Annotated in this window: 18 protein-coding genes; 11 read left to right on the top strand and 7 right to left on the bottom strand. The window is 67.3% G+C overall.

All coding sequences use genetic code 11. The annotated features are described in order from the left end of the window. Positions 1-23 precede the first annotated feature (23 nt). Positions 24-863: an SH3-like domain-containing protein gene (locus ACX12F_RS09065; RefSeq protein WP_459369256.1), complete on the bottom strand. Its 840-nt coding sequence runs from the start codon at positions 861-863 to the stop codon at positions 24-26. Between the two features lie 233 nt (positions 864-1096). Here ACX12F_RS09065 and ACX12F_RS09070 point away from each other — a divergent pair, with 233 nt between their 5' ends. Further along, the gene (locus tag ACX12F_RS09070; RefSeq protein WP_459369257.1) at positions 1097-1816 is read left to right on the top strand and encodes a DUF5666 domain-containing protein; all 720 of its coding nucleotides are present in this window, start codon (positions 1097-1099) and stop codon (positions 1814-1816) included. A 1-nt stretch (position 1817) separates the two neighbouring features. Here ACX12F_RS09070 and ACX12F_RS09075 read toward each other — a convergent pair whose 3' ends face one another. Both ACX12F_RS09075 and ACX12F_RS09080 read right to left on the bottom strand, forming a co-directional pair. After that, positions 1818-2213, bottom strand: coding sequence for a VOC family protein (locus tag ACX12F_RS09075; protein WP_459369258.1), 396 nt, complete (start codon positions 2211-2213; stop codon positions 1818-1820). 28 nt (positions 2214-2241) lie between these two features. Continuing rightward, on the bottom strand, positions 2242-3069 hold the full coding sequence (locus tag ACX12F_RS09080) for an oxygenase MpaB family protein (RefSeq protein WP_459369259.1): 828 nt from the start codon (positions 3067-3069) through the stop codon (positions 2242-2244). Positions 3070-3106: 37 nt separating this feature from the next. Here ACX12F_RS09080 and ACX12F_RS09085 point away from each other — a divergent pair, with 37 nt between their 5' ends. Continuing rightward, entirely contained in the window at positions 3107-4051 is a 945-nt protein-coding gene (locus ACX12F_RS09085; protein ID WP_459369260.1) for a cobalamin biosynthesis protein, read from the top strand. Here ACX12F_RS09085 and ACX12F_RS09090 read toward each other — a convergent pair whose 3' ends face one another. The 4 genes from ACX12F_RS09090 to ACX12F_RS09105 all read right to left on the bottom strand — a co-directional run bounded on the left by ACX12F_RS09090 (position 4052) and on the right by ACX12F_RS09105 (position 7361). Beyond that, complete coding sequence (locus ACX12F_RS09090; RefSeq protein ID WP_459369261.1) at positions 4052-5089, bottom strand: ABC transporter ATP-binding protein; 1038 nt, start codon at positions 5087-5089, stop codon at positions 4052-4054. It lies immediately after the preceding gene. A 295-nt stretch (positions 5090-5384) separates the two neighbouring features. Beyond that, positions 5385-6230: an SURF1 family cytochrome oxidase biogenesis protein gene (locus ACX12F_RS09095; protein WP_459369262.1), complete on the bottom strand. Its 846-nt coding sequence runs from the start codon at positions 6228-6230 to the stop codon at positions 5385-5387. Next, a complete protein-coding gene (locus tag ACX12F_RS09100; RefSeq protein WP_459369263.1) occupies positions 6230-6718 on the bottom strand; it encodes a low molecular weight protein-tyrosine-phosphatase in 489 nt (162 codons plus the stop codon). The genes ACX12F_RS09095 and ACX12F_RS09100 overlap by 1 nt, the downstream gene beginning before the upstream one ends. Next, the gene (locus ACX12F_RS09105; RefSeq protein ID WP_459369264.1) at positions 6711-7361 is read right to left on the bottom strand and encodes an HAD-IA family hydrolase; all 651 of its coding nucleotides are present in this window, start codon (positions 7359-7361) and stop codon (positions 6711-6713) included. The genes ACX12F_RS09100 and ACX12F_RS09105 overlap by 8 nt, the downstream gene beginning before the upstream one ends. A 103-nt stretch (positions 7362-7464) precedes the next feature. On the opposite strand from ACX12F_RS09105, the gene cobC reads away from it, so the two are divergent. The 9 genes from cobC (at position 7465) to ACX12F_RS09150 (ending at position 17221) form a co-directional block, all read left to right on the top strand. Further along, positions 7465-8430 carry an Rv2231c family histidinol phosphate aminotransferase CobC gene (cobC, locus tag ACX12F_RS09110; protein ID WP_459370286.1) on the top strand — a complete coding sequence of 322 codons (966 nt, stop codon included), beginning with the start codon at positions 7465-7467 and terminating at the stop codon, positions 8428-8430. Then, positions 8427-9551 carry a Nif3-like dinuclear metal center hexameric protein gene (locus ACX12F_RS09115; protein ID WP_459369265.1) on the top strand — a complete coding sequence of 375 codons (1125 nt, stop codon included), beginning with the start codon at positions 8427-8429 and terminating at the stop codon, positions 9549-9551. The genes cobC and ACX12F_RS09115 overlap by 4 nt, the downstream gene beginning before the upstream one ends. A gap of 11 nt (positions 9552-9562) precedes the next feature. Then, positions 9563-10315: a zinc ribbon domain-containing protein gene (locus ACX12F_RS09120; protein ID WP_459369266.1), complete on the top strand. Its 753-nt coding sequence runs from the start codon at positions 9563-9565 to the stop codon at positions 10313-10315. A gap of 11 nt (positions 10316-10326) precedes the next feature. Further along, complete coding sequence (locus ACX12F_RS09125; protein WP_459369267.1) at positions 10327-11430, top strand: bifunctional RNase H/acid phosphatase; 1104 nt, start codon at positions 10327-10329, stop codon at positions 11428-11430. Positions 11431-11788: 358 nt separating this feature from the next. Then, a complete protein-coding gene (locus ACX12F_RS09130; RefSeq protein ID WP_459370287.1) occupies positions 11789-12760 on the top strand; it encodes a LuxR C-terminal-related transcriptional regulator in 972 nt (323 codons plus the stop codon). Next, entirely contained in the window at positions 12757-13824 is a 1068-nt protein-coding gene (locus ACX12F_RS09135) for a response regulator transcription factor (protein WP_459369268.1), read from the top strand. The genes ACX12F_RS09130 and ACX12F_RS09135 overlap by 4 nt, the downstream gene beginning before the upstream one ends. A 406-nt stretch (positions 13825-14230) precedes the next feature. Beyond that, complete coding sequence (locus ACX12F_RS09140) at positions 14231-14944, top strand: MlaE family ABC transporter permease (RefSeq protein ID WP_459369269.1); 714 nt, start codon at positions 14231-14233, stop codon at positions 14942-14944. 7 nt (positions 14945-14951) lie between these two features. After that, on the top strand, positions 14952-15806 hold the full coding sequence (locus ACX12F_RS09145) for an ABC transporter permease (RefSeq protein WP_459369270.1): 855 nt from the start codon (positions 14952-14954) through the stop codon (positions 15804-15806). Between the two features lie 2 nt (positions 15807-15808). After that, on the top strand, positions 15809-17221 hold the full coding sequence (locus ACX12F_RS09150; RefSeq protein WP_459369271.1) for an MCE family protein: 1413 nt from the start codon (positions 15809-15811) through the stop codon (positions 17219-17221). The last annotated feature ends 9 nt before the right edge of the window (positions 17222-17230 follow it).

Below are 17230 nucleotides of genomic sequence, written 5' to 3' on the forward strand. Positions count from 1 at the left end.
CTTTCTGGCAACAGTGAATCGAGCTAGGTGGCGGCTTCCAGCCAACGTTCGGGGATTTCGGTGCGCAGGGTGTCTCTCGTCGTTCCCGTGTAGTCGTGCCACAGCTCCGATTGGTTGAACTCGACGACGTAGAACCACTCGGGCGGCGCCTCGAGCAGGTCCCAGGTTTCGTCCTCGGCCGCCGGGCTCTCGTAGGCGACGACGGCGATGGTGCCGGTTGCGCCGCGGGCGTACTCGGGGGTGCGGGTGTAGAAGATGACCGGCAGCTCCCGCACCACCACCTTGTCGCCGACCTTGAACTTCGGCTCACCGGCCTTACCGGCGTAGATCTGCGGATCGCCGATGCCGACGGCATCGATGTGGTGCTTGTTGCGCTTGACGTTCGCGCCGTCGCCTTCGGATTTGGGCAGGGCCTCGAGGGTCTTGCCGTCGAGTCCGTCCGCGTACCGGCCCTTGACCTCGGCCATGCGCTCCATGAGCTCACCGAGGGTGATGTGGTGTTTCTCGAGGAGGATGCGGGCGACCGACAGCAGCCAGCGTCCGTAGTAGGGCAGGCCCAGATACTCGGCACGCCCCACGTCGACGTTGCCGATACGACGACGCTCCTCCGACACCCAGATCCCACGCCAGGCCAGCACTTCGCAGATCACATAGGTCATGTGTTCCCACAGCTCGTACTGCTTGTTGACGTACTCCATGGGTGCGTCGGGCTCGCCGCCCACGTCGTGGACCGGTTTGAGATAGGCCGCGATGCGGGCGGAATCCAGCATGTCGGGGTAGGGGGCGTCCGGGAGCTCCGGATAGGACGATTTCAGTCGGGACACCAAGCCCAGTTGGGCTGCGCGCTCGGCCGCTGTGCTCATGACAGCTCCTCATGTTGTGCAGACGCAACAAACTCACGCGAGGGCCGATTGGGCTTCAACACGTGCGCAGGACCGAACGCACCCCGCGTCCTCGCTCACATGACTACCCAACCGACCTTAAACCTGCCGTCGTCGTTCGGGGCCGCTTTGGCGTGAGTGTGCTGCCGCCCGCGCCTAGCGTCTTCACATCAATATCTGAGCTGATTCATGGCTGGGCCGGTAACTGTGGGCTCATGTCCACTACATCCCGTGCCCGGCGCTACGCCGTTGCCACCGTCACTGGTTTCGCCGCGCTCTCCCTGGCGGCGTGCGGCTCATCGAGTACCCCATCGGCCACCTCCTCGACCGCCGGCAGTTCGTCGCCGGCATCCGCCAGCCCCGCACCTGGAGGTCCCAGCGGTAAGGACCGCGTCTCCGGCCTGGTGAATTCGGTATCGGGTGGCACGGTCTCGGTGACCGGCAAAGACGGCCCGGGCACCGTCAATGTCACGTCGTCGACGCGGATCACACAACTAGGTCCCGGTCAGCTGACCGACGTCACGGCCGGCGAGTGCATCGCCGTCCGTCCGGTCAAGAACGGCAACGACAACGGTTCCGCCGTCACCGCCGCCGGTGTTCTCGTCGGCCAACCGCGCAACGCGCAATGCGGTCCGAAGGGGGAGCAGAAGGCCGACAAACACACCCGCGGCATCAACGGCACGGTCGCGTCCGTCAACGGCAACACGATCGTGGTCACTGCGGCCGACAGCAGCCAAACCACCGTGACGGTGACACCGGATACCCACTACACCAAGAGCGCCGACGCAGACGCGAAGGTGATCTCGGCCGGGATGTGCCTGGGCGCGCGCGGTACCAAGGATGGCAGCGGCGTCCTGCAGGCCACGTTCGCGATGGTGCGGCCGGCGGTGAACGGGGCGTGTGGCGGCGGGGGCGACGGCCACCAGCACCGCTGATTCACTCCGGCGGTGCGAAGAACTCCAGGGCGATGCCGTCGGGGTCGCGGAAGCTCAGGCCCGAGCCGTAGGGGGCGTCGACCACGCCGCCGTGCGTGATGCCCAGTGCTTCGAGCTTGGCGGTCCACTCGACGAGGTCGGCCCGTGAGCCGCAGCCGAAGCCGACGTGATCGAGGCCGGCCCGGAACTCGCTGAACGGGCCGGGCTCGATGGCGCGGTCGTGCTCGTGGATGCCGAACAGCGTGCCGCCGGGCAGCGCCCACACCAGATGCCGGTAGCCCGCGTCGGTGTGCTCGTCGAGCACCGGATCGGCGCCGATCAGGGCGCGATACCAGGGACCGCTGACCGCCATGTCGCTGACGGTGACTGCGACATGGTTCAGGGCTGCGAACGCCATGAAATGCCTCCTGATCGTGAATGTTGTTTCATACCACCGATTTTCCGCGCCGTGCGCGGGCCCGCATATCCCACAGGTACAGCTGGTAGCCGAACAGCCAGACGTCGCGCGGGATCACCCTGTCGGCCAGCCGCAGCGCTGTCATGAGCCGGTCGAACCAGCGCTGCTGACCGGGAGTCCACCGCAGCTGCATGTGGGTGCGGAACTCGGCGGGCAGGAAGCCCGTCGTCGCGAAGAGGTTGACGGGACCGGCCACCTGCCGTAGCGGCGTGGGCAGGAACGCCAGTGACGCCACACCGTGCAGGTGTTCGCGGACGGGTTCGTCGATCTGCAGCTCGTCGAGCGTGCATTTCCAGTACTCGTCGAACGCGACGCGATCAGCCGGCCACATGCCCTCGCGGACTTGCAGCGTGGTGCCCAGAGTGCGGGCGTCCTGATAGATGGCGTCGGCAGCGTCGGGGCGCAGTGGTCCGTAGAGGAACTCGTGCTGGTCCACGTAGTAGCGGTAGAGGCACGACGCCACCCAGAGCTGCAGCTTGGGGTCGAACGCGTTGTACCGGACCGGGCTGGATGCCGTCGACCGCACCTGGGCGTGCACCCGGTCGACCTCGCGCCGGATCAGCGCCCGGTCGTCGTCGGTGCCGTACACCGCGGCTGCCAGATAGGTGCCTGTCGTGCGGGCCCGTTTGAACGGGTGCTTGTAGACGTTTCCGCTGTCGACAGGGCTCTCCAGCACGCCGTAGCCCACTCCCGGCAAGGCCAGTTGCATGATCACGTTGGCCGCCGGCGCCAGCGCCGCCGCGGGGTTGATGAGGTCGACAACCCGCCTGGGATGCCGAGGTGGACCGAGCCGCATGATGGGAGAGTAAACACCCTGTGAGACGCTGCCCGGCGTGTTTGACAGAAGCGGCCCGCGGGCGGTCGGCTTGGCGCTCGGCTACCTGGCCGACGTGTGCTGGGCCGATCCGCGCCGCGGCCATCCGGTAGCGCTATTCGGGACGGCGGCGGCCGCCCTGGAACGGCGCACGTACAGCGACAACCGGTTGGCCGGTGTCGGTCATACCGCGGCACTGCTGGTGGGGCTGGGGGTCTTGGGCGTCGGTCTGGAGCGCGCCGCACGCGGGCCGATCGCGAAGACATTGGTCACCGCCGCGGCGACCTACACGGTGCTCGGTGGGACGTCGTTGGCGCGTACCGGCGCTGACATGGCAGCGCGGCTGGAGCGCGGCGACGTGGCCGCGGCTCGAGAGCTGCTGCCGTCGTTGTGCGGGCGGGACCCTTCGGCACTCGACGCGGACGGGCTGGCGCGGGCGGCGCTGGAATCGGTGGCGGAGAACACCTCTGACGCGGAGGTCGCCCCGATCGTGTGGGGTGCCGTCGCGGGGGTACCCGGACTCCTGGTCTATCGCGGCGCGAACACCCTGGACGCGATGATCGGCCACCTCAACCCGCGCTATACCCGATTCGGCTGGGCGGCAGCACGATTCGACGACGTCCTCAACTATGTGCCGGCGCGCGTGACGGGTCTGTGTGTGATGGTGGCGTCCCGCCGGCCCGGCGCGGCGTGGCGCGCCTGGCGCAGGGACGCACACAAGCACCCCAGCCCCAATGCCGGTGTGGCGGAAGCGTCGTTCGCCGGCGCCCTCGGCGTGCAACTCGGGGGACCGACGCAGTACGCGCACCGTTTGGAGCTGCGACCGACGTTGGGCGATGGTCCACCACCGGCTGTGACTGATTTGAAAAGGGCGGTGCGGCTGACCCGCCGGGTTCAGACGCTGGCGGCGGTGGTCGCGGTAGGACTCAAAGTTGGGCGCAGTTTCCGTGCGCGAATCGAATGACTACATCAGGCCCAAGGGATCTACGCGGTCACCCGGCGCGTCCGCACCCGGAGACGTAGCAGCCTTGTCCAGCTCCCTGCGGATGGCGGCCTGGGCGGCCGGGGGCAGGGTGGGCAGGATCGAGCGCACCCGAGCCTGACGACGAGCCACCGCCCGACGCACCGGCATCCCCGGGGTCACCTCGATCTGGGGCGGCACCCCCTCGATCTCCTCGACACCACCATCGGGATGACCCGCATCGACCGCCGCCTGCTCCGCGACGGCGGTCGCGTTGTCCTTCTCCTCCGACATGCCGATCGGGCCGATACGACGACCGCAGAGGAACTGCTTGACCGCCGGCTCCTCACTGGTCAACAACACCTCACGGGGCCCGAACATGACCAGGTGCTTGCGGTAGAACATGCCGATGTTGTCCGGCACCGTACGCACCACATTGATGTTGTGCGTCACGATCAAGATGGTCGCGTCGATCTGGGCGTTGATGTCGATCAGCAGCTGGGACAGGTAGGCGGTACGCACGGGGTCCAGACCGGAGTCCGGCTCGTCGACCTGGATGATCTGCGGGTCCAGCACCAGCGCGCGGGCCAGGCCGGCACGTTTGCGCATGCCCCCGGAAATCTCACCCGGGAACTTGTTCCCGTCGTTGGGCATACCCACGATAGCGAGCTTTTCCATCACGATCTTGCGGATCTCGGACTCGGACTTCTTGGTGTGCTCGCGCAGCGGGAAGGCCGTGTTGTCGTAGATGGTCATCGAGCCGAACAGCGCGCCGTCCTGGAACATCACCCCGAACAACCGGCGGATCTCGTAGAGCTCCCGGTCCGAACACTCGAGGACGTTGGTGCCGTCGATCACGATCGAGCCGCGCTCAGGGCGCAGCAAACCGATCAGCGACTTCAAGAACACCGACTTACCGGTACCCGACGGGCCCAGCAGCACACTGACCTCACCGGCGGGAATGGTCAACGTGACGTCTTCCCACACGGTCGCGGAACCAAACGACATACTCAGCCCGGACACATCGATTTGGAGACCCATGGTGATCGCCTTCCAAAGCGCGTCGTCGCGATGTCGTGCACCAGCGGAACCTCGAGCGCCGTGGCGCGACAGGTCCTACTTGCGGCTGGCTGTTCCAGCCGTCTCCGCCCGATCGGGCAAAGATGGCCGGTGCCGCCGACTTCGCGATCTCACGGACGCCGCGATCGGTACCACTGAGCTCACGAATGCGCCCAGCGATTGTCCAGCCGATAACTTCGGAACTTACGCTCAGGAAATCCCCATTGCGCTGCTTTCGCAGTTTGTGACTTCGTCCACGCGCCGCGGGTCGGGGAAGCTAGCGCCGCCGGCCGTAGCGGTCGGCGAGTTTTTCCTCGGCAGTGACCGGGGCCGCCGGCTCCTCGGGGTCGGGACCGCCGGATGTTTCCGGGCCGGAACCGGATTGCGCCTTTTCCAGGCGGCGCTGCCGGATCTCGGCCACCACGAAGTAGCCCAGGCCGATGGGTGCGACGATCCCGAACGCGATCCACTGGATGCCGTACGACAGGAATGGGCCGGCATCCAGGTGGGGGAGCGCGATGACGCCGAGGCCACCCGGCTGGCCGTCGACGAGCTGCAGGTAGTCGCCGGTCAGCGGGACCCCGGTCAGCTGTGAAATCTGGGTCAGGTTGATGGAGTACACCTGCCGAATGCCGTTCTGCGTGAACGGCTCCTTGCCCGCCATGAGCGGTTCGGAGTCCCGCAGCCGCCCGGTGATCGTGACGGTGCCGGGCGGCGGCGCCGCGAACGGTGGCACCCCTTCGCCGGCCTTGATGTACCCGCGGTTGACGAGCACCGTGGGGCCGCCGTCGATCGCGAACGGCGTCAGCACCTCGTAGGACGGGTCACCGTCGTCGGTCCGCAGCCGGACCAGCACCTCGCCCTCCGGGCGGTAGTGGCCCGTCGCCGTCAGCCGTCGCCACTGCGCGTCCGGGGCCGACGAATCCTGGTGCGGCAGCACGGACGTCAGGGGCGTGGGCTCGGTGTTCAGCGACGAGGCGATCTGGTTGTTCTCCCGCGAGGTGCGGGTGTTCTTGCCCAGCTGCCACGGCGCGAGCACGGTGAAGCACAGATAGGCGAACGCGATGACCACGACGAACAGCGCCAGCCACTGCGGCCGGAAGAGAAACGCGAAGCGGCGCATCAGTCGCCCCGTTCCGCCAGCTGCTTGTCGACCCACTCGTGCAGACCCGGCAACGACGCCTCGATCACCACGAAGGTCTCCTCGAAATCATCGATGCCGCCGTAGTACGGGTCCTCGACGTCGAGCGCGTGGGCGCCCGAACGGGGGTCGAACGAGCGCATCATGCGGACCCGGTCCGGGTCGGCGCCCAGGTCGCCCAGGATGCGAGTGTGGTTGCGGCCCATGGCGACGACCATGTCGGCAGCCAGATGGTCGGCATCGATGGCCGCGGCGGCGTGCGCGGTGGGGTAGCCGTGCGCGCGCAGCACCCGTTCGGCCCGGCTGTCGGCGGGGTCACCCGCATGCCAGCCGCCGGTGCCGGCGCTGGTCACCCGGACCAGGTGGGCCAGCCCGCGCTCGCTCACCTGGTGGGCGAACATCTTCTCGGCCATCGGCGACCGGCAGATGTTGCCCGAACAGATGAACGTCACGTGCAGGAGGTCAGACACCCAGCACCTCCCGTAGCTCGTCGACGGTGGCGACGCGCCGGACCGGCGAGTCCTCGGTGAAGTCGGCTGCGCCGTAGCCCCAGTCGACGACGACGGTGTCGATGCCGTGATGCGCGGCACCGTGGACGTCGTGCGACCGGTCACCGACCATCAGCACCCGTTCGGGCACCGGGGCCAGCTGGGCCAGCGCGTGGGCGACGACGTCGGCCTTGGCTGAGCGCACGCCGTCGATGCTGGCGCCGGCGACGACCTCGAAGTGGTCGTCGATGCCGAAGTGTTCGACGATGCGCTGCGCCGTCGGCTCGGCCTTCGACGTCGCGACGGCCAGGCGCACTCCGGCGGCCCGCAGGTCGGCCAGCAGGTCTTCGATGCCGTCGAACATGCGATTCATGGACCAGCCGCGGGTGGTGTAGTCGGCGCGGTAGGCGGCGATGGCGTCGTCGGCCTTCTCGCCCAGGCCCAGCGAGCCCAGCGTCACGTGCATCGGCGGGCCGACGATCTTTCTGGCCAAGTCGTCATCGGGCAGTGCACACATCTGGGCGGCGCCGATCGCGTCGAGCGCATGGCGGAAGCTGGCGACGATGCCCGCGGCGGAGTCGGTCAGCGTCCCGTCGAGGTCGAATAGCACCAACTGCGGGGTCACGGTGTCATTGTCCCTGATGTGTCTGGCCGCCTGCGCCGCGCATTAGGGTCTACCTGTGGAACCCGGGGCGCGCTATCACGGCGATCAGGCTGTGGCCCCCGGCATGCTCGACTTCGCGGTGAACGTTCGCGGCGCCGGCCCGCCCTCGTGGCTGGCCGACCGGCTCGCGGCCCGGCTGACTGATCTGGGTAGCTACCCGACCTCTTCCGATGTGGCCGCAGCGCGCGTGGCCGTGGCGGCTCGACATGGCCGTGACCTGGGCGAAGTAGCGCTGCTCGCAGGCGGCGCCGAGGGGTTTGCGCTGCTGCCGCTGCTGCAGCCGCGCCTGGCAGCGCTCATCGCGCCGTCGTTCACCGAGCCTGAGGCCGTGTTCGACGCCGCGGGGGTACAGGTCACACAGGTGGTGCTGGAGGCCCCGTACCGGCTCGCCGGCGGCGCCGCGGTGCCGTCCGGCGCCGACCTCGTGGTTGTGGGCAATCCCACCAATCCGACCGGCGTCCTGCACCGCCGCGACGAGATTCTGGCGCTGCGGGCGCCCGGGCGCATCGTGGTCGTCGACGAGGCTTTCTCCGACGCGGTCCCCGGCGAATCGGAGTCCGTGGCCGGCCTCTCGTTGCCGGACGTCGTGGTGCTGCGGAGCCTGACCAAGACGTGGTCGCTGGCCGGGCTGCGGGTCGGCTACGCACTGGGTGCGCCCGAAGTTCTGGCGCGCCTGACCGCGCAACGCCCGCACTGGCCACTGGGCACCCTGCAACTCGAGGCGCTGAAGGCCTGCAGCGAGCCGGCCGCGGTGGCGGAGGCCGCGGCTGGGGCTCAGCAGCTGGCCGCGCTGCGCGCCGAGATGGCGGCGGGTTTGTCGGCGGCCGGGTTTCCCGTGGTCGACGGCGTCGCACCCTTCGTCCTGTTCTCGGTGCCGGACGCCGAGCTCGCCCGGAAGCACCTGGCGGAGAAGGGGATCGCGGTGCGCCGTTGCGACACGTTCTTCGGGCTGCCCGACGGCCACCTGCGCGCGGCGGTCCGGCCGCAGTGGCCGGTCCTGGTCGAGGCTCTACAGGAGGTGCTCTGGTGAGTGTGCCGTTGCGTGACGTCATCGCCGCGCTGGACCGCGCGTACCCGCCGGCGCTCGCGCACAGCTGGGATTCGGTGGGCCTGGTGTGCGGTGACCCGTCCGAGGACGTGGCATCGGTGACCGTCGCGGTCGACGCGACGGCGGCCGTGGCGGCCTCGGTGCCCGACGGCGGGCTGCTGCTGGCACACCATCCGCTGCTGCTGCGCGGTGTCGACACCGTGGCTGCCGACACCGGCAAGGGCGCACTGATCCACTCGCTGATTCGCCGCGGCGCAGCGCTGTTCAGCGCGCACACGAATGCCGATGCCGCCGCACCCGGAGTGTCGGACGCCCTGGCCGAGGCGCTGGGCCTGCAGGTCGAGGGGGTGCTCGCCCCTGCCGAGGCGCGCGCTGACCTGGACAAATGGGTTGTCTTCGTGCCCCATGCGAACGCCGACGCAGTCCGGGACGCGATGTTCGCCGCCGGTGGCGGGCAGATCGGCGACTACTCGCACTGCAGCTGGGCCACCATGGGCGTCGGCCAGTTCCTAGCGCACGCGGGCGCGACGCCGACCATCGGCATCGTCGGTGCCATCGAGCAGGTCGCCGAAGACCGGGTCGAGGTGATCGCGCCGTCCCGGCTACGCCGTACGGTGCTGACGGCGATGCGCGCGGCGCACCCGTACGAGGAACCGGCGTTCGACGTCCTCACCCTGGCGCCGCTGCCGTCGGATGTCGGGATCGGTCGCATCTGCTCGCTGCCGGCGCCGGAACCGTTGTCGGCCTTCGCTTCTCGCGTCGCGCGTGGCTTGCCAACCACATCGTGGGGGGTGCGGGCCGCGGGTGATCCGGATGCGATGGTGTCGCGGGTTGCGGTCTGTGGCGGCGCGGGCGACTCGCTGCTGGACGCGGTGACCCGCGCCTGCGTCGACGTCTACGTGACGTCCGATCTGCGCCACCATCCGGCCGACGAGCACCGCCGCGTATCGGACGTGGCGCTGGTCGATGTGGCGCATTGGGCCAGTGAATTTCCGTGGTGCGAGCAGGCCGCCGGGGTCTTGCGTGCACAATTCGGTGATGCGTTGCCGGTGCGGGTCAGCCAGATTCGCACCGACCCCTGGAACGTCGAGATAACCTGCTGAGAGACGTGAACATGAAAGCTGAAGTGTCGCAACAACGTTTGTTGCTCGAGGTGGCCGAAGTGGACGCCGCGCTGACCCGTTTGACGCACCGGTCGACGCATCTGGTCGAGCAGCAGCGCTTCGACGCCGTGCAGGCCGAGCATCGCGAAGCCAACGATCGGCTGGCGGCGTTGAGCATCGCCGTCGAAGATCTGGACGCGCAGGTGGCCAAGTTCGAGTCCGAGATCGACGCGGTTCGCCAGCGCGAGACCCGTGACCAGAAGCTGATGGACAGCGGTTCGGTCGGTGCCAAGCAGGTGGTCGAGCTGCAACACGAGCTGGAGACGCTGCAGCGCCGGCAGGCCGCGCTCGAGGAGCAGCAGCTGGAGATCATGGAGCGTCGCGAACAACTGCAGGCCGAGCAGAACGAGGAGCTGGCGCTGATCGACGCGCTGCAGGGTGATCTGACCTCGGCGCAGGTGGAGCGCGACAACGCGCTCGTGTCGATCGACGAGTCACGCAAGGTGGCGGCCGACCGCCGCGTGGCGCTGCTGGGCTCGGTGGCCCCGGAGTTGGCCGAGATGTACGAGAAGCAGCGCAAGCAGGGCGGTGCCGGCGCCGGGTTGCTGCAGGGCAGCCGGTGTGGAGCCTGCCGCATCGACCTGGATCGTGGTGAGCTGTCCCGGATTTCCGCAGCGGCGGACGACGACGTGCTGCGTTGCCCCGAGTGCGGGGTGATTCTGGTGCGGGCCAAGGACTTCCGCGCCGGGTCTAGCGATCTGTGAGTGCAGGGTCTGTGAGAGTTCTGGTTGAAGTCGACGGCGGATCGCGGGGCAATCCGGGACCCGCCGGCTATGGCGCCGTGGTGTTTTCGGCTGACCGGTCCGAGGTGCTGGCCGAGAGCAGTGCCTCTATCGGAGTGGCGACCAACAACATCGCCGAGTATCGGGGCCTGATCGCAGGTTTGGAGGCGGCGGCGGAGTTGGGTGCCGATGACGTTGCGGTGTCCATGGATTCGAAGCTGGTGGTCGAGCAGATGTCCGGCCGCTGGCGGGTCAAGCATCCGGACCTGCTCGCGTTGAACCGGGAGGCGGTGGCATTGGCCCGGCGGTTCGGGCGGGTGAGCTACGCCTGGATTCCACGAGCGCAGAACTCGCATGCCGACCGGTTGGCCAACGAGGCCATGGACGCGGCGGTGGTGTCGGCTCGGGCTTCGGTGCCGGTGGTGGCGCCTGATCCCAAAGTCGTTGCGGCACAGCCATCTCCACCGGGCTGGACGGGCGCGCTCGGCGCGCCGACCCGGTTCCTGCTGCTCCGGCACGGGCAGACCGAACTGTCGGTGCACCGCCGCTACTCGGGCCGGGGTAACCCACCGCTGACCGAGGTGGGTCGTGAGCAGGCGGCGGCGGCTGCCGCGTATATCGCTGGCATCGAAGGAGTCTCGGCGGTGGTCAGCTCTCCGCTGCAGCGGGCGCTGGACACCGCAAAGGCGGCCGCGGATAGCCTCGGCCTCGACGTCACCGTGGACGATGACCTGATCGAGACCGACTTCGGTGCCTGGGAAGGCCTGACGTTCGGCGAAGCGGCGAAACGGGATCCGGAGTTGCACCGCCGCTGGTTGGGTGACGCCAGCGTGGCGCCGCCCGGCGGTGAGAGCTTCGACGCGGTGACTCAGCGGATTCGGCGGGCCCGCAACCGGATCATCGCCGAGCACGGCGCCGCGACGGTACTCGTGGTCTCGCATGTCACACCGATCAAGACAATCCTGCGGCAAGCGCTCGATGCCGGCCCGGGCATCCTGTACCGGCTGCACTTGGACCTGGCGTCGTTGAGCATCGCCGAGTTTTTCGGCGACGGTGGTTCCGCAGTGCGGTTGGTGAATCAGACCGCCTATCTGTAGGCGGTCGCCAAAGCCCGGCCGGCGGTTTGCTCATGCACAGGTTTGTCGTGCCAGGACAGAGCCGGGCGGGCAGTTCTCGTTTTTTCGTCGGTTGCGGACATAGTTCGGGAGCTGTCGCCCGCGCAGAATCTGCGTAGCAACATTCCGAACGGTTGTTGAACGCGCATGGATCGCAGCTGGGCAGAGCTGCCGGCGCCACCGACCCGTTGGCCATGCACGCCATGGAACGTGTTGACATCGGTCACGATTCGACCTCGAGGCAGGGGAGTGGATGGTCACGGTCATCGCCGGGTGCGCTGAAGCTGCCGCAGACGCTGATTATTTGCGCTCGTCAGTCCGCAATCATCGTGGCTTGGGGGTGCGTAGTCAGCTGGACCGACAGTTGGATTGCCTGCGGCGCCGTCTCGAACGGCAGCGCCCAGCCGGCGGCGCGACCAAGGAGCTGTTGGCCGGGGTGCAGCGACTCCGGCGGGAGCTCAATGGTGGCGAGACAGCTCGGGGCGTCGGGCGCGTGAACGCTATCCGCCACGCCGTCGATTCCCTGCGCGGAACATCGTCGCGGGAGACCATCAAGACCGCCATGACGTTGTTGTGCCGGGACTTCGGATTCACCCGGGTGATGGTCTCGACGGTCCGCGAGCACGACTGGCTGCCGCGGCATCTGCACGGGCGTGCCTCGGCATCAGGTTCCTTCCAGGGCTTCCCGATCGGGGTGCCCGTCCGGCTCGAGGAGTCCGAGGCCGAAACCGCCCTGATCCGTGGTCGACATGGCGTCGTCGTGTCCCGCCCGACCGCATCGGCGCGTCAAGACTACCTTGCGGCGCCGATCACAGTGGGCGGCAACGTGATCGGGATGCTGCATGCCGACTTCCCGGAGGCCCCCGACATCACCGTCATGGAGCAATTCGATCTGCTCGAAGCGTTCGCGGAATGCTTGGCAGTGGTGTACGAGCGAGCCGTTCTCGAAGAGAAGGTGTCGCAACAGCGTGTCGAGGTCGACAAGCTCTGCGCCACAATGGACCAACTCATGACCCGGCCGACGCCGAAAAGTGCGGCGTCGTCAGTTGCGGGTGCCTCGGACCCTGTGGGCGAGCCGGCGAGCGATCGCGCCGCGGCGGCCGAGCTCACTGCACGTGAGCGGGAAGTCATGTCCTACGTGGCGACCGGTGCCACCAACCGGGACATCGCGCGCTGCCTGCTGATCTCCGAGGGCACCGTGAAGTCGCACCTCAAACGCATCGCCGAGAAGTTCAGCACCACAAACCGGGCGGCCGCCCTCGCGATGTACCTGACGATGGACGCCGGCGTGGGGAGTGGACGACCACGATGACGCGTCGTGCGATGGTGACCAGACTCAACCAGATCGACGGACACCTGCGCAGCGCGCTCAACCTGCCGAAGCTCAACAAGGCGACCACCCTCGGGCAGGCGATCGCCAACTCTGCGGCAACGACCGAGGAGGTGCTCTTCGGTGATGGCGGCGAAGGCATCACCCTCATGCCGGCCGTCGCGCAGCGACTCTTGATGGCGTCGCTGCAAGCGCAGGTCGAGGCGCGACTGATCAGCGGTGACGACTCCGGCGCGACGGCGCGGTCGGTGATCGACAGTATCCGGCGGTTGAAGGCGGCGCCATCGGTCCAGGCGCTCGAGCGTCAGGTGTGCACGGAGCTGTGCCACACCGTCGGTTTCAGCAGCGTGGTGCTCTCGTCGATAGCGCCCGACAAGTTCATCCCCGTGGCATCGCACGGCACGCGCGGCACGGGAAAACCCGTGCCGCGCACCGCCTGCTTCGCCGAACAGGACTGCGTCCGGTTCCGGCGGATCGTTCACACCGGCCAGGACCACGTGGCGGCCACCGACGGCTTCTGCGAAGCCCTTGGTGCCGCGGACTATCTGGTAGCGCCCATCGTCGTGGAAGCGAAGGTGGTGGCGCTGGTCCACATATCGCGCGCTGGGGGTCCCATCGCCGACGGGGACGTCGACACGCTCGGGCTGCTGCTGTCTGTGTACTCGTTCGTCTACGAGCGACTGTTGAATTCGGGGCGGGTGGAACAGCTTCGGATATCGATCATCGGAGCCGCGGCGCGGCTGGCCGAGGAAGCCGACCGGATCGCCGGAACTCCCGTCAGCCTGGAGGACGACGACGGCGCCTTCGCCACGGACGCGGCTATCGATACGTTCACGGCGGCGTTGTCCAACCGAGAGCGGGACGTGTTCGCCAGGATGGTGCGCGGTGACGCCAATGCGGAGATCGCCCACGAGCTCGTCGTCTCGGTGGAGACGGTCAAGACGCACGTGAAGCGAATCCTGCGCAAGATCGGCGCCGCCAACCGGTTGGAGGCCATCACGCTCTACATGGATGCACAGTCCGGATTTGGTGAGCAGGCGCATTAGCTGCCCGCTTATCGCGATATCCGCATTTTCTCCGAGCGCCGCCAATAATTGGCGCTGTGGTGAATTAATTCGTATTCCGAAATGGTTATCCGAGCACGGGTTCAGCAATTTTCTGAGCTCGATTATTCATGCCTTCGTGCAGAATTTTGGTCGAACACGTCGAGGTGTGTGCTGGAACACAGGTATCCCTCCGGTGGGGGGTGCATCACAAGCGTAGATCCCTCCATCTGGAGGTGTTCGATAGATGAACTGCATTGATAGCGTCTCCACCCATGTTGGCCACAGCGATCGCTTATCGACCATGTGTAGTGGATCTGGCGCAATGGCTGGGAAGCACGGGCGACAAATGGTAGCGATTATGCGGACTGCAGCTAAGCCGGTTACCTCATTGGGCGGATTTTTCGCCATGACGTTCGACACTTTTGTGCAGATGTTTCAGCGACCGTTCGCATGGCATGAATACGTCATGCAGACCTGGTTCGTCGCGCGTGTGTCGGTCCTGCCCGCATTGCTGCTCACGATGCCGTTCGCGGTGCTGCTGACATTCACCTTCAACATTCTGCTGACCGAATTCGGCGCGGCCGACTTCTCCGGTACCGGCGCCGCAATCGGCACGGTGAATCAGATCGGCCCGATCGTCACTGTTCTCGTGGTGTCGGGTGCGGGCGCGACGGCGATGTGCGCAGATCTCGGCGCGCGGACCATCCGCGAAGAACTCGACGCACTGCGGGTGATGGGCATCAACCCCATCCGCTCCCTGGTGGTGCCGCGCGTGCTGGCCGCCACCACGGTGGCGCTGGCCCTGTCTGCCACGGTGATCCTTGTCGGCCTGACGGGCGCGTTCCTCTTCTGCGTCACGGTGCAGCACGTCTCGCCGGGCGCGTTCGTCGGCGGTCTGAACCTACTGACGGGTCCTGGCGACGTCATTGTCGCGCTGATCAAGGCAATGCTGTTCGGCATGGCAGCCGGGCTGATCGCTTGTTACAAGGGCACTTCCGTGCGCGGCGGCCCCGCAGGCGTCGGCAACGCGGTCAACGAGACGGTGGTGTTCACGTTCATGGTGCTGTTCGCCATCAACGTCATCGTGACGGCCGTCGCGATCCAGTACACGGTGTCGTGAGGAAGAGATGACTGTCGATGTTCCGAGCCGCAGGTTCCCGCGGCTCGACAAACTCACCAAGAGTTCGGTCGCTCGCTGGAACCGCATCGGTGAACAGGGCGCCTTCTACTCACACACCATCGGGTCGATTCCCGATGCGGTGGTCAACTACCGCGCCGAACTACTTCGGCTCATCGCCGCAACGGGTTTGGGCACCGGCGCGCTCGTCGTCGTCGGTGGCACCGTCGCGATCGTCGGTTTCTTGACGATGACGACCGGTGCCCTGGTGGCGATCCAGGGCTACAACCAGTTCTCGTCCGTCGGCTTCGAGGCCCTCACCGGTTTCGCCTCGGCGTTCCTCAACGTCCGGATGATCGTGCCGGCGACGACCGCGGTGGCGCTATCGGCCACCATCGGCGCCGGTGCCACCGCGCAGATCGGCGCCATGCGCATCAACGAAGAGATCGATGCCCTCGAGGTGATCGGTATCCGCAGCATCACTTACCTCGCCTCCACGCGCGTGCTGGCCGCTGTGGTCGTGGTGATCCCGCTGTACTGCGTGGCGGTCATGATGGCGTTCTTCGCCGCACGCATGGGCACCACCACCGTCTACGGGCAGGGGGCCGGTGTTTACGACCACTACTTCAACACGTTCCTCAATCCGAATGACCTGATCTGGTCGTTCGTCCAGTGCGTCGCCATCACCATCGTGATCATGTTGGTGCACACCTACTTCGGATTCGCCGCCTCCGGCGGTCCGGCCGGGGTCGGCGAGGCGGTGGGCCGCGCAGTGCGCCTGTCCATGGTGATCGCCGCCGTCGAGATCGTGTTCATCTCACTGGCCATCTATGGCCAGTCCGGCAACTTCAACATGGCGGGTTAGCCGTGGACGCGCGCAAGGGAGATCGGCGGATCTCGAACGCATGGTGGGCACTGATCCTGATCACGGCTGTCGTGCTGTTCATGGTGGTGACCACGGTCATCTTCACGGGTGCGGCCAAATCCTATGTACCCGTGACGGTTATGGCCGACCGGGCGGGCCTGGTGTTGGAGACCAACGCCAAGGTCAAGATGCGGGGCGTGCTGGTGGGCCGAGTCAGCCAGATCGACGTGAGCACATCGGGGGCGACCCTGCAGCTCAAGCTCGACCCCGACCAGGTGAAGTACATCCCCGCCAATATCGGTGCGCAGGTGAGTGTCACGACGGCGTTCGGCGCCAAGTTCGTCGACCTGGTGTATCCGCAGGCGCCCAGTAGTGCCCGCGTGGCCGCCGGCACGGTGCTGCATTCCGAACATACGACGACTGAGGTCGACACGGTCTTCGAGAACATCGTCAACCTGCTGGACATGGTGGATCCCGCCAAGCTGAACTCGGTGCTCAGTGCCGTCGCCGAAGGAGTTCGCGGCCAGGGCGAGCGCATGGGCCAAGCCACAACGGATCTCAATCAGGTGCTGACGGCCCTCAACTCGCGCTCGGACAAGATTCGTGACGACTGGCGTTCGTTCAAAGCCTTCAGCGACACCTACGGTGCGGCCGCCGACAACATCGTGAAGATTCTCAATGCCGCCAGTACCACCAGCGGCACCGTCACCGGCAAGGCCAAGGCGCTCGACAGCCTGCTGCTGAACGTCATCGGATTCTCCGAGGCGGGAACCGATCTGCTGGGGCCGAACGGGGACAACCTCGTCGACGCCATCAACGGGCTGGAACCCACGACGAGTCTGTTGCTGAAGTACAGCCCTGGGTACACGTGCTGGCTGGAAGGCACCAAGAAGTTCCTCGACACCGGCGCCTGGGGGGTGTTCGGCGGGGCCGACGGCCGTTCGCTGATCCTCGACGCGACGCTGCTGCCGGGCAAGAACCCGTACGTGTTCCCCGACAACCTGCCGATCGTCGCCGCGAAGGGCGGCCCGGGCGGACGGCCGGGCTGTGGCTCGCTGCCCGATGTCGCCAAGAACTTCCCGGTGCGGCAACTGATCACCAACACCGGCTGGGGAACCGGGCTGGACATCCGGCCGAACCCGGGCATCGGCAGCCCCTGCTGGGGACAGTGGTTCCAGAGCACCCGCGCGGTGCCGCAAGCACCCAGCATCCGGCAGTGCCTGCCCGGACCGGCTCCCGGCCCGATCCCGTACCCCGGAGCGCCGCCCTATGGCGCGGCGTTGTACGGGCCCGGCGGGGTGCCGCTGTGGCCGGGCGTGCCGCCCGCGTCGCCGAATCCCGCTGACGCTCAACCGCAATCGGCACCGGCACCGGCCGAGGCACCCGCGTTGCCGGCCGAGACGGGCGGGAACTAGATCGTGACG

Source organism: Mycolicibacterium sp. HS_4_1 (genome assembly GCF_054515875.1).